Here is a 20,896-nt window from a genome sequence, read left to right as displayed (position 1 = left end):
GCGGCATGCTGCCATTGCCTCGAGCCAAATGGCTCGAGGCATCTTTCTTTCATAATGAGGAGGGGCGATTTCATGCCTAGAACGTTATATGTCGCTTTGATTCTGCTCAGCCTTATTTGGGGAGGATCGTTCTTTTTCATTAAAGTGCTGCTTGAGGAAGCCGGGCCTTGGACGATTGCCTTTCTACGCGGGGCGATGGGGCTCGTGACGATCATTCTGATCATGCTGGTGCTGCGCAAGCCGTTCGGCCTACGCTCGATTCCATGGCTGCCGATGGTGATCATGTCATGTTTTAATACAGTCGTCCCTTGGGCGCTGATTGCCTTTAGCGAAACGAGAATTACGAGCGGAGTTGCATCCGTGCTGAATGCGACTACTCCGCTCTGGACCATTATCGTCGGTACCCTGTTTTTCGGAGCGGCAGCGGGTCGAAAGCAATGGCTGGGCATGCTCGTGTCTCTGGCCGGCATAATGATTTTACTTGGCATCAATCCTGCGACACTCATCTCTGTTGATGGGCTTGGCTTCGTATGTATGCTTGCCGCTACGCTGTTCTACGGCATCGGCTCGCAGCTATCCAAGCGGCTGACGGGGCTTTCCATGTACCAGGCGACCTTTGGCATGCTGCTGTGCGCAACAGTTGCTGGCGGGATGGCTGCATTTGTTCTAGAGCCGTTTCCAACGCATGTCATTACCTCGGGTGCTTTTCTGACCTCGCTCGTGGGACTTGGCGTTGTTGGTTCCGGCATCGCTTATATTATCTTTTTCTATTTGATCCAAAAAGGCAGCCCGGAGTTTGCCACGATGGTAACCTATCTAGTGCCAGTCAGCGCTATATTGTGGGGCTATGTGCTGCTGAATGAGGAAATCCATTGGAATCTGCTGGCTGGGCTCGCGGTGATTTTGACCGGCGTCTTTCTGGCGACTCGAAAGGGTAGCGGGCCGCAGAAGTCTCGGCAGCCTGGGGCAGCCGGGAGCGGTGCAGTCGTGAGTGGTGTAATGGGGAGAAATGCAACCGTGAGTGCAGTAACCGGAGCCGATGCAGCCAGGAGTGAAGCAGTGGCGGGAGATGCAGGGAAAGATGTAGTCGTGAGTGAATCAGTTCGGAGCGATGAAGTCGATTCAGTGAAATAATACCGCCGGAAGAAGTTTGTCATCGTCTTGACGTCTTCCTATAAAAATAACAACCAAAAGGGACCCGGCAGCAGCCATGCTGCCGGGTCCCTTTTGGTCCTCTTGCGAGCCAGTATGTCAGCTCCCAATTAGTATATCCTACTTGATTCGCGCTGAGCAGTTCCATTGCAGCTTCCAAGTTAGCTGGCATTTTAAATCGAAGCGTCTAGCTTCACTGGAATCCAGACTTCGCTTACGGAATCCTCGCCAGGTTCTCAAACTTTCAAATAGATTTCCAGCTCCGGCCCGCAAGCATGTTGATATCCGGTGGACGGGAACCATTCGGAGAAAATGCGTCGAGTCACGCTCTGGATGGATTCAGGAAGCGGACCAACGGCAGTGAACACTGCCCAACTAGAGGCCGGGACTTTGCGTTCTACGAACTCGGCGCCTTCATGCTCAAACGGCTCGGTAACCGTGCCGGCTGGGGCTTCCACCGCGATCATATAGCGGAAGCGGGTACTCTCTTCTTTGTCTGCCGCCGTATCTCCAATCATTTTGAAATCGACGCAAGCCCCAATCAGAGGTGTCCCAGGATTCAGTTCAAGCACACGACCAATTGTTCCGTTAGGGCCACTTTCCTGCCAAAATTGCGGAATGCGGCGGAAGTTCTCGCCGTTTTCGCAGTTGACGACGATAGATGCTCCGGCTATAGAGAAGGACTCTCTCTTTTCGATACGATAATTCATTTCGACATCTCCCTTCAACGATAGGTGGAAGCTGAGCTTAGGGACGGTTGGCTTGTAAAAATAAAGTAAGCTGCTTCTCCAACATATTTATTGACCATATTTTTAGCTTTTTTGGAGTATCGTGTCTATTACCTTATAACATATCTTTTGAGTTGGTGTCTTATCATGGTTGGATACAACGACTACACCAATTCTCTCTGATGGAGCCATGCATACATAGGCACTGACACCTGGAAATCCGCCTCCATGCTCGATAAAAGTATGACTCTCCACCCGCCTCGTCCCCCAACCTAAAGCGTAGCCGGATTCATTATCAAACTGCCACACGGGATCATACATTCGGTCAATTATGGTCTGAGACATGAATGGATGCTCACTCATATATGAGGACAGATATCTACCTAGATTATTTGCAGTTGAATAAATGAACCCCAGCGGGGCACCCAAGAGGTTTACTGGAAACGGAGTCTCAAACACGTCCATGTTAGAATTTCGCTTGATAATGTTATGTAAGGTGTTGTCGGTCTCTGAATAATATTGAGCACTGTCTTCATCTTGCTGCACCTTTTCAACATGCAGTGTGGTCCTGTTCAGTTTTAATCTTTTGAAAAATACATCATCCATATACTCATCCCATTGAAGTCCGCTAACCTTCTCAAATAGATCGGCTGCAATAATATAAGCGTCCGTACAATAACTCCAGTTGGAGCCAGGTGGATGAGATAGAGCTATTGAAGTGAAATATTTGGTTACGTCCTCTCGTTTATTGATGCTTTGGAGGATAGAATCGGTTATTCCATAATGTGCCTTCAGACTTTCAAAAACATTAAAATCGGATGCGTTAGGACAAATTAAATTACCAATTCCTAGATCGCCCGAGAATCCAGCGGTATGTGATAACAATTGTTTGACAGTAATCGAGTTACTTAACAATTTATCGGTTGTTTGAAAATATGGAAGATACTTCACAAGTGGGGTGTCAAGTTCGAGAAGTCCTTTTTCCACAAGCTGCAATAATGCTGCTGCCGTAAAGCTCTTGGATATACTCTGAATACTAACGATTGTGTCCGTTGTAAAGGCTCTTTCGTTCACACCCAATCGGGATTTGCCAAAGCCCTTGCCATATAATACTTGATTATCTTTGACTACGACAACGGCTCCGCCGACAGGGAAATCTTGTATACAAATAACTTGATCTAATTGTGTTTCCAAGGATGTAACCATGAATCATTTCCCCTTTAAAATCAAATATAAACTACAAAGAATCGTTTTGTCGTTTTTATAAAATAAACTGCTGTCAGTAGCGTATTGGCAATAAACGGTCTCGTACAGTTCCCTTTACAAGTTCATCATATACCGCCTAAACTTCCAGGCTCCATTCCTTCACATACACCGCCACGCCGGTAATTTCGACCCGCCGCTCTGCTCCGTCCGGTGTAACCCGAACGTGGACCTTGCCGTCCCGGCCGAGCTCCTGGCCTTGCTCTACCGTCAGCTCTAGCTCGTCAGCACACCGACCATCTCTAATAAAGCGGCCATAGTAAGCGCCTAGCACACCGGAGGCAGTGCCGGTCACTGGGTCCTCGATCGTGCCGGAGTACGGCGAGGAGAAATGCCGGGCATGCAGGAGAGAGTCCGGATGGATCGTCTCCAAGCAGAAAGGATGAAGAGATGCGCGAGGCATTTCGGCTAAAATTTCCGGGAAGCGACTGTTGTCCGGTTTCATCCGGGAGCAGGCATCAAGACCACATACCGGAACGATAAGCGTCCAGATGCCGGTGCTTCCATAAACAATGGGAAGCTCGGGATGCAAATCTTCTGAACTCAGGCCGATCGACCGTGCCAGCTCTTCCCTGGAGCCACCGAACGGGCGGAATTCTGGAGCGGTCTGCTGCATTGTGAAGGACGAAAGCCCATCTTCTGAGACGGACTGCCGGATCGGGAGGATGCCGGCTAACGTCTCGATTGTAAAGCGAACAAGGCCATCCAGCTGGCCTTGTTCCGCGAGAGCGCTAAGGCAAGCCATCGTACCGTGGCCGCATAAATTCATTTCATGGCCGGGAGTGAAATAGCGAATTCGAAAATCAGCCTGCTGTGAAGGCAGGACAAAGCTAGTTTCATTGAAGCCGACCGCCGCTGCGGCAGCCAGCATTTGATTCTCGGATAAGCCGTCGGCTTCAAGGACAACTCCTCCTGGATTTCCTTTGCCGGGATGAGTGCTGAAGGCGTCATAGTGATAGACGGTAATTGTTTGCAGCATGACTAGTCTCCTAGCATCAGAATGGGCGAGAACAGAATGCAAAGATTTGAAATTCGTCCCATTATAGCATGCTTCTAGGCGATGGAATTGATTTTTTGATACACGTATTAAACGGATCGAGAAACAATCATGGCAACGACCAAAGAGGCTATTCCAGGCTCCCAGAAACTGCGAAGGAGCGGAATAACCTCTGCCATTTGTGGTCCAATTGGGACAGGCGGAGGGATCTCTTTTTGTGCTAAGGTGATTCTATCTGGTCAATAAGGAGGATTATGAATGTTACCGATTAAGCTGCCTATGGAGCAGAAGCGGGTACTGATCGAAAGCTTGCTGGATTATGCCAATGAGGAATTGTCGCTGGGAATCGGCTCGATTGCCGCAGAGGGTTTGCTGGATCATATGCTCTCTCAACTGGCCCCGCATTTGTACAACAGGGGTGTCGAGGACACGATCCATCTGCTCGAGCAGCGCATGGCTCAGGTAGAAGATGATCTGCATGCACTGAAGCGTCCTCTACGCTGAGCTTAATCCGGCATACCGGACAGTTTGGCTCGGAGTATGGAAGCGTACTGAGCCTTTATTTTTTTGAACTCCGGCTCAATGTGAGATATATGCTTTACGGTACCCATACGGGAATGACGGCGGTATAACGTCAGCGGTTCATTGAGATAGTGCATGCCAACGCCATTCAGCGCTATACGCACCCATAGATCATAGTCATGCGTATAGGGCAGGCTGGCATTAAACCAGCCGACTGCCTCGATGAGATGACGGAGCATCATGACGGTGCAGCCGTTGACTGGACAATAATCGAGCATGGCGGTGATAAAAGCTTTTTCAGTCGGGAATTTCGCCGTGCTGAAATGATGCGTAATATGGCTGTTTTCATTGATCGTGTGAAAATCCGTAAAGCTGAATTGAGCCTGCTTCTCCTCCATGAACGACACTTGATTCAATACTTTATCTCGTGTGAACATATCATCGGAGCTGAGCCAGGCGACATAACGTCCTGTGGCGCTCTGCATGCCATGGTTAAGCGCGCTGGCCGTCCCGCCATTGGGCTTTCTCAGATAGACGATGCGGGAGCGGTATGGCTCCAGAAGATGATGGTTTTTCGTGGAGCCATCGTCCACAACAATAATCTCGATATTTGGATAAGATTGGTCCAGTACGCTCTTGATAGCCTGCGAGATATACGGACAATTATAAAACGGTATGACAACCGTCACGATCGGCAGCATAACCGGCACTCACCTCATTTTTCGAAAAGCACTCTGAGTCATCATATGAGAGTTGCTGCTCCTTCGGCAGGGACAAGTGCCGATGTGGCGCCGCCCAAGTTGCGCCTTTCTGATGTTACAGAGCCCACCGCAGCAGCAGTCCCGATTGGGTCAAGCCGCCGCCGAAGCCGTACAGCATCACAAGCTGTCCGGCCTGCAGCCGCCCATCCCGGAGTGCCTCGCTCAGTGCGATTGGGATGGAGGCGGCGGAAGTATTGCCGGTATGGGCAAGCGTTGTAACGGTATTCTCCAAAGGGATGCCGGTTTTTTCGCTGATGGCTTCTAGGATGCGCATATTCGGATTATGCGGCACGAACCAGTCCAGCTCGGCAGGTAAGACGCCGGAAGCGTCTAGGAATTCGAGGATACTCGCGGGAACGCGGCTAATCGCCCAGCGATAGACGGCGCGGCCGTTCTGTACCAGCTTGCCGCTGGTGTCGATGGGATGTTCGCCAATTCGGTCCGCCAGACTGGAGCGATACAGCTGATGCCCCTCGGAGCCGTCGGTGGAGACGAAAGAGTTCATCCAGGATGGCGCATCATCTTCAGCCCCTGCCTCAACGAGCACAGCGCCGGCTCCGTCCCCGAACAGGATGCAGGTTGTGCGGTCCCTATAATCCGTAATTTTAGAAAGCGTTTCGGCGCCGATCACGAGAATTTTACGGAATGCGCCTGACGCGATCAGTCCGCCCGCCATCTGCAGCGCGGTGACAAAACCAGCGCAAGCCGCTGCGACGTCTGCCGCCCCTGCGGCTTTGATGCCGAACTCAGCTTGGACACGGGCAGCTGTCTGTGGGAAAAAGGTATCGGGAGTGGCTGTGGCGACCAGCACATAATCGACATCTTCAATAGATACCGGATAACGGTCCAACATATCCCGCACAGCAGCGTAGCAAGATCGCTTGTGAACTCTCGCTCGTCCGCTATTCTTCGTTCCTTGATGCCCGTTCTCTGCGTGATCCATTCATCGTTAGTATCCACAAGCAGCTCCAAATCCGCATTTGTGAGAGTTCTCTTGGGAACATAGGCCCCGACAGCGGTAATGCGGGCGGATGTTCGGAATTCAGACTTGTTTGAATTGAGGATGGACATCAATTGTTACCTCCTTATTATCTGCTACTAGCATCAGGTACTAATCCTATATTCAGCATACCTTTCCGACGATCTGTCGTCAATGGGTGGGGGTTATCACGATACTTATAAAAAAAAATTTTTATTTGTCGACATAAATCAACAGATTTTTTTAAGTTTATAGAGTATACTTTGCAGTACCGACACTTGTGTAGGGAATAAAACGATTCGTTGGAGGTTTTCAAACAGATGGAAACAGGCAAAGTTAAATGGTTCAATGCAGAAAAAGGTTTCGGTTTTATTGAAAGAGAAAATGGTGACGACGTGTTCGTTCATTTCTCCGCTATCCAAGGTGATGGCTACAAATCCCTGGACGAAGGCCAAAGCGTTCAATTTTCCGTGGTTCAAGGCCAACGTGGTCCGCAAGCTGAGAACGTAGTAAAAATTTAATTCCATAAATAACGAAGCCTGTTCCAGTTACGACTGGGACAGGCTTTTTAACTTTTAATGAAACAACCTCTCCGCAATTGGGACAAACTGAGTTCAATTTCATAATATTTCCCTGGAAATAGGTACATCATTTTTATCTGCCAAGCATTGACCGGGATAGCCCCATGTCTAAAGGGTGAAGCTAATACTGCCGTATCCCGAAGCGGAGCGGACGCTCATAACATGGAGGTTTTCGAATGAAACATCCTTGGAAAGTGCTTGCCGCTGGCCTAGTTTTGAGTACAGCCCTTGCCGGATGCGGAACGCATCAGGGTGGGCTAGGCAACAAAAATATCCGCAACAACGATATGGGCAATTATCGCTTGCTGGAAAAACGGTTCGCCAATGACGGCATGAATGAGATGAACCGCGTCAAAGGCAGTCAGATGAATGGCAACAACATTATCGGCAATCATAAAAATTATCGTCTTCAATCCAACCGCCAAATCGCCAATGACATCAAAAAAATTCCTGGCGTTCGTGATGCTTATGTGATGACAACTAATGGCAACGCCTATGTGGCCATCGGTTTGAAGGGCGAGAGCATCGTTGGCAACACGCGTTCTGGTAACGAAATGGGCTATTCTTCGTCCAACACAGGCCGGATGGGCGCTATGAACATTTCTCCTAGATCCGGCATGGGTACGAACAATATGAACATGCGGATGAACAATGGCATTAGCCGATTGGAAACGGACGTGGAGCATGGTATGAACCGCCTCGGCAATGATATGAACAAAGGCATGAAAGCCGTTGAACGCGGTATGAACAATATGATCGGCAATCGCCCTGTCGAACGCCTTGGCAATGACGTGAACAGAGGCATGAACTCTGTTGAACGCGGCATGGGCAATATGATCGACAACTTTGGGCGCACGGTTGAACGTCCTGGCAATAACGGTTATAGCTCGACCTCTAACGGCTATAATGCTTACGGAAGCAACAGCAATGCGACGAACAACCGCGGTCAAAGGTTGAACGGCTTGGCCGACAACAACAACATCTATATGGATCGGACGCTGACAGACGACTACAAAAAACAAGTGGCTGATGCAGTCCGCAAGAACATGCCGAGTATTGATATGGTGTTCGTATCGGCCAATCCGGATTATTTCAGCCGCATGAAAGGTTATGACAACGACGATATGCAAGGGAAGGCGGTTCAAGGCTACTTGGCCGAGTTCAACGCGATGGTCGAGCGCGTATTCCCGAATGTCGACGATGGAAACATCGGCGTACAAAAGAAGCTCAGTGGACAAGATGTCCAAATCTTCAAATAGAAGTAAAGTTGGAGGTCGCCTATAAAGGGCGGCCTTTCTTTTACATTGACAAATCAAACACGGTTCGACACTATAAATTACATAAAGGATGGGGAAGCTACATAAAAGCGTGTTTAATTCCCCGGCAGGAGGCAGCATGTACAAGCTTATTCTGGCCGACGACGAAGCGGTGTTCCGTGAAGGCTTGATGAATACGATTGATTGGAACCGCCATGGCTTCGAGCTCATTGGTGACTTTGCAAATGGCCGTGATGCTTTGGAAGCGGTTCATCAGTTGCAACCAGATCTTGTGCTGACCGATATTAATATGCCCAATATTGACGGTCTCGAGCTGACGGCCCGGATCGCGGAGCAATATCCTTATATCAAGATCATTATCCTGACGGGATACGACCAGTTTGATTATGCTCAGCAGGCGCTCCGTTTGAAGGTGCATGATTTTATTTTAAAGCCGATCACCGCGCAGGAAACCCGCCAATTGCTGGACCGCGTGCGTGAGGAGATGGACGAGGAAAAAAGCCGGATGGAGGATATTAGCCGTCTGCGCAGCGACTTGAATCAGAGTCTTCCCCTATTGCGAGAACGCTTTCTTGAGCGGCTTGCCATCCATGGCACTGGTGCCGTCGGAGCGCGTGAGCAACTGGACTATTTTGGCTTGCCGCCGCTTGAGTCCTATCTGCTTATCGTTATATTTGATTATGATAACTGCGATGCGCGTTCTGATATTGAACAGGATCGGGAACTGCTGCGATTTGCAGGGTATAACATTATCGAAGAGATCGTCATTCGCGAGCAAGGAGCTGTGTTCCGAACCCGTGAAGATCGCATTGCGGCGATTGTGGCAGGAGAGTCGGCAGAGCTGCTTTATGAAAAGGCAGGAAGGATCGCTGAGGAAGCCCGTCATGGAATTGAGCGTTATCTCGGTTATACGATGACCGCTGCAATCGGACGTGCATCCCGGGAACTGAATGGATTGCCCGATTCTTACCGGAGCGCCGCAACCGCGCTTGATTATCGCTTCCAGTACGGCAAAAACCGCGTGCTGAGCATCATCGATCTGGAGGGAGCTAAATCATCTGCTCCGTCCATTAGCGAGAATTGGAGTCAGGAGCTTGGCGTCGCGCTGAGATCGGGAGCAACCGGAGAGATTCCCCGTTTAATCCGTGATTTCATTGGGATGCTCAAGACGTCCCGCGCTCCAATGGATGCTTGCCATCTTGAAATTCAGAAAGCGCTTGTATTGATGCTGAGCGTCATGCAGGAGATGGGGATTGAAGCGAGCCTTATCACGGGCCGCAGGATGCTCTTCTCGGAAGTTTATCGACTAGGGACGCTGGATGAGGTCGGCGATTGGCTGACTGATATCGCGGGCAGCGCAAGCGAGACTTTGGCGGAAAGCCGCAGCAAGCTCAGCCGCAGCCAGATCGGCAAGGCGCTTCTGTACATCGAGGAGCATTATGCGGAAGATCGAGTTTCGCTGCAGGATATTTGCCGGCATGTGCTGATGAGCACGAGTTATTTCAGCCAAATGTTCAAACAAGAAACAGGAGAGACTTTTGTGGAATATCTAACCCGCTTCCGTATGTCCAAGGCCAAGGAACTGCTTACCGGCACTTCTCTGAAGTTTTATGAGATCGCTTCAATGGTTGGCTACAGCGATCCTAATTATTTTAGCCTGAGCTTCAAAAAGCATACGGGACTCTCTCCGCGCGAATACCGAGAGAAGTTCAAGGAAAGCCCATGAAAAGCGGCCGAAATCGCCTTCCGGTATGGCTGCGGAACCGTTTTGTCTGGGTGAAGACGATTCACGGATCAATCTCGTTCGCCTTTTCCGTCCTCATCCTAGGAGCGATCGGCATAACGAGCATCATCAGTTACAATTTGTCCGAAGACGCCGTTATCGCCAACTCTGAGGCCTATATGGGAGAAGTTGTCCAACAGGTTGGTCAGAATATCCAGTCCTACATCGATAGCATGGAGAATATTTCGCTGCTTATTTTTACGAGTAAAGACGTTAAATATTATATTTCAGACAACCCATTCATTAGCCGGGAAGAAGTTTACACTTACGAGAAAAACATCTCCAGTCTGTTCCAGTCGCTCATGTACATGCGCAAGGATATCGACTCCATTATGGTGTTCGGGTATAACGGACGCAATGTATCGGATCGCAAACCGACGACCTTGAATCCAAATGTAGAGCTGGAGGAGCAAGAATGGTACCAGGAAGCAGCTGGGGCGAAGGGCAAGTCATTCATCTCGGCGCCGCATGTTCAAAATATTGTGGAAGGCGACTACCAATGGGTCGTCTCGCTGAGCCGTGAGCTCAAAAACAGCAATAGCATGAACGGGCAAGGAATCGCACTAGTTAATCTCAAGCTCAATGTCATAAACGAAATCAGCATGGGGGTTAAGCTCGGTACACGCGGTTATGTATTCATCGTAGATCGTGAAGGGAATATCGTTTATCATCCGCAGCAGCAATTGCTCTACAGCAAGCTTCGCACAGAGCCGCTTAGCCGGGTTATGTCCAGCAGTGAGAGCAGTTTCGTCGTTGACGATGAGAGCGGCAAAAAGATCTACTCCGTGCAGGATACCAATTTTGGCTGGAAAATTGTCGGTGTCGCTTATCAGAACGAGCTGAATGCCAACCCTGAAGAGATGCGGAATTCCTTTCTGCTATGGGCGGCCGCAGCCCTTGCGGTGACGCTTATTATTTCTTTCTTTTTGACTCACCGGATTACGAGGCCAATTCGCCGTTTGCAAATTGTGATGAGGCAGGTCGAGCGGGGGAACTTCAAAGTTCGCGCCGAGGTGGAACAGGCAAATGAGATTGGTCAGCTGGAGCGGACCTTCAATATGATGGTTGGTCAAACCCAGAGGCTTATGGATGAGCGAATCCAGACGGAAGAAACGAAGCGGCGCACGGAGCTGAGGTTGCTGCAGTCACAGATCAATCCTCATTTCCTTTACAACACATTAGATTCCATAATATGGATGTCGGAACAGAAGAAAAATGAAGAGGTCGTGCTGATGACATCGGCGTTGGCCAAGTTGTTTCGGTCGAGCATCGCTAGGGATGACGAGCTGGTGTCGATTCGGATTGAGCAGGAGCATATCGCTAGCTACTTGCAAATTCAGAAGATGCGCTACCGTGACATGCTCGACTACCGGATCGATATTCCACGTGAACTGCATGCGTACAAAACTCCGCGCATTCTCCTTCAGCCCTTTGTCGAAAATGCGATTTATCATGGAATTAAACATATGCCCGAGGGGGGCATTGTGAGCATAACAGCAGAGCTGCAGGAGGACTGCATTTTATTCCATGTAACTGACAACGGCCAAGGGATGAGCGAGGATACGATTAAGTTATTGATGAGCGCCGGAGCACGGAATAACGACCGGGAGCATATCGGGGTCAGCAACGTCAATGAAAGAATTAAGCTGACGTTCGGGTCAGCCTACGGCATTACGATCACAAGTGAAATCTCTGAGGGCACTACGGTGACGGTTATGATCCCGAAGGTTCGCTGAAGGAAGCGAGAGATGTGTTATGGGAAGCAAAAAGCTGTGGCTGCCGTTGCTGCTGCTCGGTTCCGTCATGCTAATCGGCTGGATGGGGCTCTGGAAGGAGACCCCTGCTAGCTCGGCGGGGAAAATCGTGCTCATTATGAAAACGAACGATATTAACAACTCGTATTGGCAGACCGTGCATTCTGGTGCGCTGGCTGCGGCGAAAGAGCTTAAGGTTCCGCTGGAGTTATTGGGACCTATAGGAGCGGAAAACCCAGAGGATCAGCGTCTTCTGCTAAAAAGGGCGATTGATTCAAAACCGGCAGCGATTGTGCTCGCCCCGATCCGCGAGGATGGGATAACAAAGGAGATTGAGGCTAGTCGGCAAGCTGGCATCAAGCTGATTATTTTGGATACGCCTTTGCTAGAACTTGATTACGATAGCTATGTTTCCAGCGATCATATAGAGGAAGGTCGTCAAGCAGCGAACAGGCTCGGTCCAGGACAGGTGAGAAAGCCGGTATTCGCGCTTATTACGAGTGACGAGAGTTCGACGGTATCCAGCCAGCGTACGGAAGGAGTACAAGAGGTGCTTTCTCCAGGCAAGGCGTTCAATCTAGGGACGTATCGGATCGGCATGTCCGAAGAGCAGGCGTACTGGACGGTCAAATCGCTGACGATCGCCTACCCTGATATTACAGGTGTCATCGCACTCACGGATGTCGGAATTACCGGTGCGGCCAGGGCGCTTGCGGATGTAGGCCTTACCCACAGCGTCAAGCTAATTGGATTCGACAGCTCAATTCCGGAAATTCAGTTGCTGGAAAGAGGGCAGATGCATACGTTGATCGTTCAGAATCCGTTCAATATGGGCTTTCTGGGCGTGCAAACGGCGGACAGCCTGATTCGCGAGCGCAACGTTTCCAAGATGGTGGACATCCCTTCAACAACGATCACAACAGCGAATATGTACGAGCCGGAAAACCAGAAGCTGCTCTTTCCATTTGTGTATTAAAAGTCCGGTGATTAGGACAGATTGCCACGCTGCTGCGGAAGGGGATTCATACCAGTAGGAGGAGAAAGGGGAGAGGCTATGGGCTCACATAATCGATACAGCACATCCTTTAAACGGGTTACCTGCAGTTTATTGCTGCTGGCACTGACCGGCTGTTTTCAGAAGCAGTCGCCGCCGCAAATCAGCGAGCCGCCCGGCAAGCAAGCGCTGATCAAGTTTGTTGCCACCGAGTACAGCATGGGAACGAAACCGTTGCTCGAGAAGCTGGTTCGGGAATTTGAATCGCAAAATCCAACGATTAATGTAGAGCTCCAAGTAGTAGGGTGGGATATTCTGGATGGAATTTATTCAAACATGCTTGCTCAGAATGAGCCGCCGGATTTGCTTAACGTCGACTACTACTCCCACTTTGCCGCCGAAGGGCTGCTGAATGATTGGGAGGATATTTTGCCCGCTTCCTTCCGCAGCAATTTTCAGCCTTATCTGATGAAACGAGATCGTTACGATGGCAAACAATACGCCATTCCATACGTCGCTTCCGTCCGCAATCTTTATTACAACAAAAAGCTGTTTCAAATGGCCGGTATCAACGCGGCGCCAAGCACATGGTCGCAGTTGATCGACACTTCACGGCAGATTGGCAGCCTTCCTGATGTGAAGGGTTTTGGTATCGACATGACCGATGATGATATTCAAGCTTATCTGAGCTATTTTTTCTTTGGTGCAGGTGGAGGCTGGATGAAGGACGGTCGGTGGGCGATCAATCAACCAGCCAATGTTGAGGGACTGGAGCTGCTGAAGTCGATGTATGATGCAGGCTTGACGGATGAGGAGCCTTGGCTGACAACGCGTGACGAAAAACAGCGTTCACTCGGAGACGACAATCTGGCGATGATTATATCCGGCAACTTTTTCAGCTCGGTTGTGTCCAAGGAATATCCCGATCTGGAGTGGGGAAAAGGGCCGCTACCGGTCAAGGACGGCCGACCTCCGACAACATTCGGGGCTCAAGATGTGTTAGTCTCATTCAAAACCGCTCACAGCGATCCTAAAGCGCTGTCCACTTTTATTCAATTTTTATATGAGGACAAAAATTATACACAGTTGATTCAACAGGAAGGTTTTTTGCCGGTCACCCGCACGGTAGAGCTTAGGCTCGCCTCGAACTATCCCGAGGTTCAGGCGGATTTGAACGATTTGGCGGAAGCAAACTTTTTCCCAATTGAACAGCAACGCTGGGGCATCGTCATCGATGCGGTGCGCAATCTTGGCAGCGCTGTGCTGGAGGGGCGATATTCGCCGCAAAAGGCGCTTGACGAGCTGCAAGCGGTAGCTGAGGATACCGAGTGAAACATCGAATAGTTAGCCAACCTGGATCGTCCAGGTTGGCTTTTTTGATAATTAACACCATGAATATGAAAAATAAAATCATAAAATACTAAAGATTTTAAGGAAGATATTCCATAGTATGGGCAAGCAGTTCAGATTAAGATAAGGGTAAGCACTAGGCAGCTGCGCAAAAGCAACAGAGAACAGCAGGGGGCCTGGAACTACTATAGACTTTGGGAGGGTTATGCCAGATGACGTTTACCGTAAAGAAAACAGCTGCAGGCGCAATGGCAATCGCAATGTCCTTGGCCGTACTTGCAGGCTGCGGAGGTAACTCAGGCAGTAACAACAGCGCGGCGAATTCGCCAGCGCCGGCAAGCAACACGCCAGCTAATACCGCAGCGCCAGAGAACACCTCTGCCGGTGGCGGAGAAGCGACCAAGCTGAGCGGCGACTTTACGATTCAGTACTTCGTCGGCGGCTACGGCGACAAGTGGTGGAAGCAGGTCATTGCCGACTTCAAGACGGCCAATCCAGATCTCAACATCAAGGAAGAAGCCGGCCCTCAAATTAACACCCAAAATAAACCGAAATGGATCGCAGGCGATCCGCCGGATTTTGTCTACATCGATGGTCCTGAATTGAACGACCGCCAAATGGCGGAGGACGGACTACTTGAAGATCTGACGGAATGGATGCAGACGGCAACAAACGTTGATGGAGTAAAAATTCTCGATCTGCTCGCACAACAGCCACCTCAATACGGGGGCAAGATATACAATGTGCCGCTCGTTCTGAACTCATGGGGCGTTTTCTACAACAAAGCACTCTTTGAGAAAAATGGCTGGACCGAACCTACGGATTGGGATTCGTTCATCAAATCTTCCGAAGCGATCAAAACTGCGGGCACAACGCCGTTCATCCACACGGGCAAATACCCGTACTATATCAATAGCTCAATCCTGTTCCCGGCAATCGTATCGGCGAACGGCAACGACTACAAGCTGTTCCAGGATATGGGCAACAGCGATGTAGAGGCCTTCAAATCGCCAGCCGTGCTTGAAGCTCTGAACAAGATCGTTGAGCTGAGAGACAAAGGTTTCATCGACAAAGCTTCTGTCTCGATCAACCACACGGACTCGCAAATGCTGTTCCTGCAAAATAAAGATGCCTACATTCCGAACGGTTTGTGGCTGCCAAACGAAATGAGCAAGGATGTGCCGGCTGACTTCAAATTCGGCTTCATTCCTTCCGTAACGCAAAAACCGGGAGACAAAGTCGTGGCTAACACGTCGACAGCAACGGTTGCCATCGCTAAAAACGGAAAAAACAAAGAAGCGGCAAAAGCGTTCATGCAGTTTATCTTCTCCGTCAAGCAAGCGTCCAAATTCGCAGAGCTGAGCGGTGCACCATCCAATATCAAAGGCGACATCAGCAGCTCCAGCGCACCGGATTTCGTCAAACAAGCAGCAGCTTATCTGACGGCAGATTCTACGGTTGTAGTGCCTACAGTTACGTTCAACCAAGATGTTGATAAAGCGATGCAGGATGCTACGGTAGCTCTCACAATTGGCAAAATCGACCCGCAGGGCTGGGTGGACCGCGTCGTGAAGGTTGTCGAGAAAGTCAAAAAGTAATCTGTTGCGCACCTAATGAATAACCGGTCAAGGAACATCCCCGGGGGCGGCGCTTCCGGGGATGCTCTCTGATTACAGAAAAAACGGGGCGGTGAGCTTGAGATGAAACTGGGAGGAGCCAAACTGCAGCGCAAGCTGTTCATAGCGGCATTTATTATTCCGACATTCCTCTATTTTTGCCTGTTTACGATTTATCCCATTCTCCAGGCACTGTATAACTCTTTTTTCGACTGGTCAGGCATGTCCCAATTCAAGGACTATGTAGGGCTGCAAAACTTCAAGGATTTACTTCAAGATCCTATCATGCTGAATGCGATAGGCAATGACTATTTCCTCGTCGCTGGCAAAGTGATTGGCATTATGCTCATCGCGACCTTCTTCGCCATCGCGCTTACGCGGTTGCGCATCAGGGGTGCAGGCTTCTTCCGCTCCATCTTTTTTATTCCGAATGTGTTGTCTGTCGTTGTCGTCGGCGTGTTGTGGGGCTTCATCTATAACCCGCAAATCGGCTTCCTGAACGCATTCCTGTCGCTGTTCACCAAAGAACCGGTAACGATCAACTGGCTCGGCTTCGAGAGCCATTCCATCTGGATGCTGCTGCCTCCGACGATCTGGGCCGGCATCGGATTCTATATGATTTTGCTGATTGCCGCAATTACGAATATTCCGGAATCGCTTTATGAAGCCGCCGATATAGAGGGCGCAGGCCAGTGGCATCAATTCTGGCATATCTCACTGCCGCTCGTCTGGGAGCAAATGAAGATTTCCATCATTAACATCATGATGACAACGCTTAATGGCTCGTTCGTCATCGTCACGATCATGACCGCCGGTGGTCCGGATAACTCGACCCAGGTCATGGGCTCGTACTTGTATCAACAGGCGTTCAAACAGGCGCATTTCGGCTACGGTGCTTCGATCGGAATCGCGATCCTCACTACGTCGCTCGTTACCACGCTCCTCCTGCAGTGGCTTCTTCGCAGAGAACAGGTGGAAGTCAGCTAAGTTCAAGCCTTTAATGGAAGGAGAGAAGCCGGTATGGTGCAACGTACAGTACATCCAGTAGTCAAAACGATCTTCATGGCGCTTCTGATTCTGTGGGGCATCTCGGTTATCTACCCCCTGATCTGGACGTTTATGGACGCCCTCAAGGATAATCAGCAGTTCTACTTCAACATGCCTTGGGCGTTCCCAGAGCTCCCACTCCACTGGTCTAATTTCAGCTATGTATGGAATAATTACAACTTCGGCAAGTATTTCATCAACTCAATTCTCGTCACAGCTGGCGGTACGATACTAGGGCTCGTACTAGCCTCGACAACCGCTTATACAATCGCAAGATATAAATTCATGGGCGGTAAGGCATTATATTTAATCTACATCTCGTCCATGATGGTTCCATTCAGCCTGGCGCTCATTCCGTTGTTCTTCCTTATGAACGATCTTGGGCTGATCAACAATCCGCTCGGTCTTATCCTGGTTTATGCTTCTAACACGCTTGCATTTGGCATCTTCGTGCTCATCGGATTTTTCCGTTCTTTGCCCAAGGAAATGGAAGAAGCGGCGGCAATTGACGGCGCAGGGTACTTCGGCACCTTCTTCCGCATCATGTTGCCGCTGTCACGCTCTGGTCTGATCAGCGTCGGCATCATCAACGTGCTCGACATCTGGAATGAGTTTATCGTCGGTACGATTCTAGTCAACGATCCCACCAGGTACACCCTTCCAATCGGGTTGGCTGCTATGCAGGTCGAAATGCAGTACAAGACCGAATGGGGCCCTCTGTTTGCCGGGCTGTTGTTCACGATCGTTCCTGTGCTGGTTGTGTACATGTTTGCGCAGCGGCATATTGTATCGGGGCTTGTCGCGGGCGCGGTGAAATAGGGAAGCCGCTTTCTTCGTGATTCGTGACTGAGCGATGACGTTTCGTTCCAAGTAGATTTATAATCGATCGAATGTGAATGCTTTACTCGACAGCCGACCTCACAGGTCGGCTTTTTTGTCCATTCTGGAGTTGAATCATTTATCTATGAGAATTAATACTCGAGTGCTGTGACCATCAACCAAAATGTCTGATGTAGCGATTGGTGCCGTATTTCTGGTGACTCGAATCACTGGGTCCGATCCGATATGACACTCAAACACAGTATCTAACTCCCCGACCTTAATGCGGACATCTCCAGCATTGCGTGCATCAAATGTAACGTACTTCCTAGTTACATTTCTAGTTGCTGTCATTACAAAACGGATGACGCCGCCAGGAAAGATAATGGAGGAGGAGGGCGGATCACCTATTTCTCCAGAGATTGAGGTGACATTTAGTCTGATGTTGTTTGTACCGTTGAAGATTTCATATCCTTTGGTGATTAAGATAGTGGAAGAGTCATCGTCCGGCTCATCAATGCCACCCCCAGTTCCTTTTGAAAAGGTGCAGGTGAAAATGACAAGCAGAATAAAAAGGATCAAAATAACGGAACTATAGTCCATGCTGATACCCTCCTTGAAGAAGTTCTACCAATATAGTATGAGGAAGGAAGGAGCAAGGACTCCGACAGTTGTCCTAATAGGTTATCCAACCGTTCTACATGAACGATAGCCCAAAGAAAGACGCTTTCATTAAAGTTTCCTGCTTTCGGGCCTTCCTTTTAGGTCTTTTTCGCTTAAAGGGCCGATTTATAGTAAAATGGGGGTGACGCAACACTATACGATTATGAGGTGCCCCCATGTCCATAAGCTTTACATCATCAATCATAAGCCGCTTGAAAAGAGAAATCGCCGACATCCAAAAGCAAAGCACAAACGATAAAATAAAAAGAGAAAAAGCGCTCTCCAAAATAAAGCAGCTGCAAAAAAACGTCAAAATGAGCTCCTCCCCTACCGATCTCAGCAGCAAAATGACGCAGATTGCCAAGCTAACCGAGAAAGCAGCCCAAATTGAAGCTTCACAAACCGCTTTAGCCAAGCAATTAGCTGCGAAAAATGCTGAGCTTCGGCAGCAGCTTGCCAAAGACGCTCCGCTAGGCAATAAGTAACGTTAGGCACAAACAAGCGAGCCTTAGAATTCATTCTAAGGCTCGCTTGTTTGTTGGGTTGAATGCTCCGCCTTTCTAAGTGGTGGAGTATGGGATGTTAAATTTTCAAATTGAATTCACGCATCGACAATAGTCAAACGAGTGGAGGTCGAGGTCCAACGGACTGGTGCAGTCGAAGAAATGCCAGTGATCGAGGAAAATAAATAAGTGTCGTAGCCGACTTTCGTGAGTGTTTGCTCAAGCGTGAAAAAAAGATTGCCTAAAGAAATAGCGCTGTTTGAGTAAGCGGCGTTATATCTGACAGAGCCCTTGATCGTGTTCCCTAATCGGCCCGTGGGCAGCTCAAAGCGGTTCTCTCCGCCATTTGGAAAAAGAAAGGAATTTGGGGTCGGTGGTGACGCGCTGTCCGTAAGCAAGGTGACGTTGAACCGGATGTTGCTCGTGTTGTTGGTAATATAAAATCCTGGATTAGATGTCATGGAAGACGATTCGTCATCGGGAGGGTAAATGGGATCGATGTGGGGCGGAACGGCATAGAAGGTACGAGTCACGATGGCGAGCAAGATAAACAGAACTAAGATGATTCCTATGCTGGACCCTTTGTAATTGCTGGTTTCCACTATTTGGTCCATACTGATTTCCTCCAATCACTATGAGAGAATGCTCTATGAACATAGTATTCGAAGGAAAGAGGCACTGACTCCGGCAGTTGTCTTAGATGTAAAAGTGCCACCATATAATAATGTGGGGTACCAACCTCATCGCATTAAAAAACCTTCCTTCCGAATACGCCGAGCGCATTCGGTAAAGGAAGGCTTATCAAGAGCGCTGACCGGGACTAAATCGTCAGCTCCCCAAGCTTGATCAGTTCAACTACAGCTTGCGAGCGGCCTTTTACGTTCAATTTTTGCATGACATTAGAAATATGATTCCTAACTGTCTTTTCGCTAATGAATAATTGGCCCGCGATATCCCTTGTCGTTTTGTCTTGGACAAGAAGTTCGAATACTTCACGCTCCCGGTGAGTCAGCAAAAATTTGCTTTTGTGGTCAGAGCCTTTCAATTTCGTCACCCCTCCTTGCACGGGTTTTTGTGGGTTACAACAAGGTTAAGGGATACAGTCAACTTATCTTATGAATTGGTCTAGGAAGGGGTGCGGTGTTTTCTTTATTTGGGCGAATAAATAAGGAATACTTGCGTAGTGAAGGGACAATTATCAGTCGACCCTGTTTAGTGATTCCCGGTCCAGCTATCCTATGCTATTATGGGAGCGTCTGATTTTCTTGGGATTGGAGTTGCTTGAAATGAAACTTGCCCTACTATTCGGCCTGCTCTGGGCTTTGCTTGGCAACCCGTTCATTGCCTTGCTCGTTCTGCTCGCTGTGCTGTACTTGATTGACCGACGTTTCATCGGGCTTACGCCTAGTTTGAGGAAGCCGATCCGCAGAAGGAGGCGCATCTCCGCGCTCCGGCGCGAGCTGGATGCCAATCCGAGCAATAGCGGCTCCCGACTGGAGCTGTCTAGGCTGCTGCTTGAGCGCAAAAAATACGGAGATGCGTTGCGGACGCTGGAGCCGCTGAAGGATTCGCATATGATGGAGGATTCCGCTGAGTTCTGGGACGATTACGGCACGAGCCTATTGCATACAGGTCGGCAAGAGGAGGGCGAAGCGGCCATTTTGAAAGCGCTTGAGCTCAATCCGCGGGTCAAATACGGCCAGCCCCATCTTCGCCTAGCTGCCCATAAGGCGCGCACGGATAAATCCAAGGCGATCCAGCATCTGGAAACCTTTTCTGGGATTCAGTCCTCTTCCTGTGAGAGCTACTACAGGATGGGTTTACTGCTACAGGAGCTGAACCGCAAGGCTGAAGCCAAAACTGCCTTCGAAGAAGGAATTCGCTTGTACCGCATGCTCCCGCGATACAAGCGACGGCAGGAAAGGCGCTGGGCGCTGCTCTGTTTCCTTCGCAAAAGTTCAACTTAAGGCTTTATAACAACCGTTCGAGCCAGCAAGCGCATCTAATGCGCGGGCTGGCTTTTTTAGCTTCTCCACTGTCCGCCAGCAGCCGGAAATTGCTAACGGCTGGCTTTGATTTATGGAAGCATTTTGAGTTGAGTCCGTTT

At 49.5% G+C, this 20,896-nt stretch carries 20 protein-coding genes and 1 pseudogene; 13 read left to right on the top strand and 8 right to left on the bottom strand.

Going from position 1 to position 20,896, the window contains the following annotated elements; genetic code table 11:
• Window positions 1-72: 72 nt before the first annotated feature.
• Window positions 73-1,134 carry a DMT family transporter gene (locus tag CGZ75_RS10835; protein WP_089524171.1) on the top strand — a complete coding sequence of 354 codons (1,062 nt, stop codon included), beginning with the start codon at window positions 73-75 and terminating at the stop codon, window positions 1,132-1,134.
• 254 nt (window positions 1,135-1,388) lie between these two features.
• On the opposite strand, the gene CGZ75_RS10830 is transcribed toward CGZ75_RS10835, so the two are convergent.
• The 3 genes from CGZ75_RS10830 to CGZ75_RS10820 form a co-directional block, all read right to left on the bottom strand.
• Window positions 1,389-1,862 (bottom strand): GyrI-like domain-containing protein, encoded by a 474-nt coding sequence (locus CGZ75_RS10830; RefSeq protein WP_089524170.1) that lies wholly within the window; start codon window positions 1,860-1,862, stop codon window positions 1,389-1,391.
• Window positions 1,863-1,964: 102 nt separating this feature from the next.
• Window positions 1,965-3,086 carry a serine hydrolase domain-containing protein gene (locus tag CGZ75_RS10825; protein WP_089524169.1) on the bottom strand — a complete coding sequence of 374 codons (1,122 nt, stop codon included), beginning with the start codon at window positions 3,084-3,086 and terminating at the stop codon, window positions 1,965-1,967.
• A 136-nt stretch (window positions 3,087-3,222) separates the two neighbouring features.
• Entirely contained in the window at window positions 3,223-4,119 is an 897-nt protein-coding gene (locus CGZ75_RS10820; RefSeq protein ID WP_089524660.1) for a PhzF family phenazine biosynthesis isomerase, read from the bottom strand.
• A 279-nt stretch (window positions 4,120-4,398) separates the two neighbouring features.
• On the opposite strand from CGZ75_RS10820, the gene CGZ75_RS10815 reads away from it, so the two are divergent.
• Window positions 4,399-4,644 (top strand): DUF2164 domain-containing protein, encoded by a 246-nt coding sequence (locus tag CGZ75_RS10815; protein WP_089524168.1) that lies wholly within the window; start codon window positions 4,399-4,401, stop codon window positions 4,642-4,644.
• A gap of 2 nt (window positions 4,645-4,646) precedes the next feature.
• Here CGZ75_RS10815 and CGZ75_RS10810 read toward each other — a convergent pair whose 3' ends face one another.
• A complete protein-coding gene (locus CGZ75_RS10810; RefSeq protein ID WP_089524167.1) occupies window positions 4,647-5,363 on the bottom strand; it encodes a glycosyltransferase in 717 nt (238 codons plus the stop codon).
• A 115-nt stretch (window positions 5,364-5,478) separates the two neighbouring features.
• A pseudogene (locus CGZ75_RS10805) lies at window positions 5,479-6,494 on the bottom strand (beta-ketoacyl-ACP synthase 3).
• A gap of 228 nt (window positions 6,495-6,722) precedes the next feature.
• On the opposite strand from CGZ75_RS10805, the gene CGZ75_RS10800 reads away from it, so the two are divergent.
• The 9 genes from CGZ75_RS10800 (at window position 6,723) to CGZ75_RS10760 (ending at window position 17,623) form a co-directional block, all read left to right on the top strand.
• Window positions 6,723-6,923, top strand: coding sequence for a cold-shock protein (locus tag CGZ75_RS10800; RefSeq protein WP_089524166.1), 201 nt, complete (start codon window positions 6,723-6,725; stop codon window positions 6,921-6,923).
• Between the two features lie 236 nt (window positions 6,924-7,159).
• Entirely contained in the window at window positions 7,160-8,242 is a 1,083-nt protein-coding gene (locus CGZ75_RS10795) for a YhcN/YlaJ family sporulation lipoprotein (RefSeq protein WP_089524165.1), read from the top strand.
• Between the two features lie 136 nt (window positions 8,243-8,378).
• Entirely contained in the window at window positions 8,379-9,986 is a 1,608-nt protein-coding gene (locus CGZ75_RS10790; RefSeq protein ID WP_089524164.1) for a response regulator, read from the top strand.
• Window positions 9,983-11,779 (top strand): cache domain-containing sensor histidine kinase, encoded by a 1,797-nt coding sequence (locus tag CGZ75_RS10785; protein ID WP_089524163.1) that lies wholly within the window; start codon window positions 9,983-9,985, stop codon window positions 11,777-11,779. The genes CGZ75_RS10790 and CGZ75_RS10785 overlap by 4 nt, the downstream gene beginning before the upstream one ends.
• Before the next feature lie 19 nt (window positions 11,780-11,798).
• On the top strand, window positions 11,799-12,773 hold the full coding sequence (locus tag CGZ75_RS10780) for a substrate-binding domain-containing protein (protein WP_089524162.1): 975 nt from the start codon (window positions 11,799-11,801) through the stop codon (window positions 12,771-12,773).
• A 78-nt stretch (window positions 12,774-12,851) separates the two neighbouring features.
• A complete protein-coding gene (locus CGZ75_RS10775; protein ID WP_089524161.1) occupies window positions 12,852-14,123 on the top strand; it encodes an ABC transporter substrate-binding protein in 1,272 nt (423 codons plus the stop codon).
• A gap of 230 nt (window positions 14,124-14,353) precedes the next feature.
• Complete coding sequence (locus CGZ75_RS10770; RefSeq protein WP_089524160.1) at window positions 14,354-15,739, top strand: ABC transporter substrate-binding protein; 1,386 nt, start codon at window positions 14,354-14,356, stop codon at window positions 15,737-15,739.
• A 102-nt stretch (window positions 15,740-15,841) separates the two neighbouring features.
• Window positions 15,842-16,744, top strand: a complete 903-nt coding sequence (locus CGZ75_RS10765; RefSeq protein ID WP_089524159.1) for a carbohydrate ABC transporter permease — start codon at window positions 15,842-15,844, stop codon at window positions 16,742-16,744.
• Between the two features lie 33 nt (window positions 16,745-16,777).
• A complete protein-coding gene (locus CGZ75_RS10760) occupies window positions 16,778-17,623 on the top strand; it encodes a carbohydrate ABC transporter permease (RefSeq protein WP_089524158.1) in 846 nt (281 codons plus the stop codon).
• A gap of 135 nt (window positions 17,624-17,758) precedes the next feature.
• Here the strand turns inward: CGZ75_RS10760 and CGZ75_RS10755 are convergent, their stop codons facing one another.
• Window positions 17,759-18,226, bottom strand: coding sequence for a hypothetical protein (locus tag CGZ75_RS10755; RefSeq protein ID WP_089524157.1), 468 nt, complete (start codon window positions 18,224-18,226; stop codon window positions 17,759-17,761).
• Window positions 18,227-18,462: 236 nt separating this feature from the next.
• Here CGZ75_RS10755 and CGZ75_RS10750 point away from each other — a divergent pair, with 236 nt between their 5' ends.
• The gene (locus CGZ75_RS10750; RefSeq protein WP_089524156.1) at window positions 18,463-18,771 is read left to right on the top strand and encodes a hypothetical protein; all 309 of its coding nucleotides are present in this window, start codon (window positions 18,463-18,465) and stop codon (window positions 18,769-18,771) included.
• Between the two features lie 116 nt (window positions 18,772-18,887).
• Here the strand turns inward: CGZ75_RS10750 and CGZ75_RS10745 are convergent, their stop codons facing one another.
• Window positions 18,888-19,403, bottom strand: a complete 516-nt coding sequence (locus CGZ75_RS10745) for a hypothetical protein (RefSeq protein ID WP_089524155.1) — start codon at window positions 19,401-19,403, stop codon at window positions 18,888-18,890.
• A 206-nt stretch (window positions 19,404-19,609) separates the two neighbouring features.
• A complete protein-coding gene (locus CGZ75_RS10740; RefSeq protein WP_141136748.1) occupies window positions 19,610-19,834 on the bottom strand; it encodes a helix-turn-helix domain-containing protein in 225 nt (74 codons plus the stop codon).
• Between the two features lie 241 nt (window positions 19,835-20,075).
• On the opposite strand from CGZ75_RS10740, the gene CGZ75_RS10735 reads away from it, so the two are divergent.
• Entirely contained in the window at window positions 20,076-20,756 is a 681-nt protein-coding gene (locus tag CGZ75_RS10735; RefSeq protein ID WP_089524659.1) for a tetratricopeptide repeat protein, read from the top strand.
• Window positions 20,757-20,896 lie beyond the last annotated feature (140 nt).

It is taken from the genome of Paenibacillus herberti (genome assembly GCF_002233675.1).
Classification (GTDB): Bacteria; Bacillota; Bacilli; order Paenibacillales; family Paenibacillaceae; genus Paenibacillus_O; species Paenibacillus_O herberti.
Note: the sequence above shows the minus strand (reverse complement) of the source record. Positions and strands in the feature narration are given on the sequence as shown.

Bases quoted from the DNA above. Each gene is read 5' to 3' on its own strand.
- CGZ75_RS10835 (WP_089524171.1), top strand. From the start codon at position 73: ATGCCTAGAACGTTATATGTCGCTTTGATTCTGCTCAGCCTTATTTGG.
- CGZ75_RS10830 (WP_089524170.1), bottom strand. From the start codon at position 1,862: ATGAATTATCGTATCGAAAAGAGAGAGTCCTTCTCTATAGCCGGAGCA.
- CGZ75_RS10825 (WP_089524169.1), bottom strand. From the start codon at position 3,086: ATGGTTACATCCTTGGAAACACAATTAGATCAAGTTATTTGTATACAA.
- CGZ75_RS10815 (WP_089524168.1), top strand. From the start codon at position 4,399: ATGTTACCGATTAAGCTGCCTATGGAGCAGAAGCGGGTACTGATCGAA.
- CGZ75_RS10810 (WP_089524167.1), bottom strand. From the start codon at position 5,363: ATGCTGCCGATCGTGACGGTTGTCATACCGTTTTATAATTGTCCGTAT.
- CGZ75_RS10800 (WP_089524166.1), top strand. From the start codon at position 6,723: ATGGAAACAGGCAAAGTTAAATGGTTCAATGCAGAAAAAGGTTTCGGT.
- CGZ75_RS10795 (WP_089524165.1), top strand. From the start codon at position 7,160: ATGAAACATCCTTGGAAAGTGCTTGCCGCTGGCCTAGTTTTGAGTACA.
- CGZ75_RS10790 (WP_089524164.1), top strand. From the start codon at position 8,379: ATGTACAAGCTTATTCTGGCCGACGACGAAGCGGTGTTCCGTGAAGGC.
- CGZ75_RS10785 (WP_089524163.1), top strand. From the start codon at position 9,983: ATGAAAAGCGGCCGAAATCGCCTTCCGGTATGGCTGCGGAACCGTTTT.
- CGZ75_RS10780 (WP_089524162.1), top strand. From the start codon at position 11,799: ATGGGAAGCAAAAAGCTGTGGCTGCCGTTGCTGCTGCTCGGTTCCGTC.
- CGZ75_RS10775 (WP_089524161.1), top strand. From the start codon at position 12,852: ATGGGCTCACATAATCGATACAGCACATCCTTTAAACGGGTTACCTGC.
- CGZ75_RS10770 (WP_089524160.1), top strand. From the start codon at position 14,354: ATGACGTTTACCGTAAAGAAAACAGCTGCAGGCGCAATGGCAATCGCA.
- CGZ75_RS10765 (WP_089524159.1), top strand. From the start codon at position 15,842: ATGAAACTGGGAGGAGCCAAACTGCAGCGCAAGCTGTTCATAGCGGCA.
- CGZ75_RS10760 (WP_089524158.1), top strand. From the start codon at position 16,778: ATGGTGCAACGTACAGTACATCCAGTAGTCAAAACGATCTTCATGGCG.
- CGZ75_RS10755 (WP_089524157.1), bottom strand. From the start codon at position 18,226: ATGGACTATAGTTCCGTTATTTTGATCCTTTTTATTCTGCTTGTCATT.
- CGZ75_RS10750 (WP_089524156.1), top strand. From the start codon at position 18,463: ATGTCCATAAGCTTTACATCATCAATCATAAGCCGCTTGAAAAGAGAA.
- CGZ75_RS10745 (WP_089524155.1), bottom strand. From the start codon at position 19,403: ATGGACCAAATAGTGGAAACCAGCAATTACAAAGGGTCCAGCATAGGA.
- CGZ75_RS10735 (WP_089524659.1), top strand. From the start codon at position 20,076: ATGAAACTTGCCCTACTATTCGGCCTGCTCTGGGCTTTGCTTGGCAAC.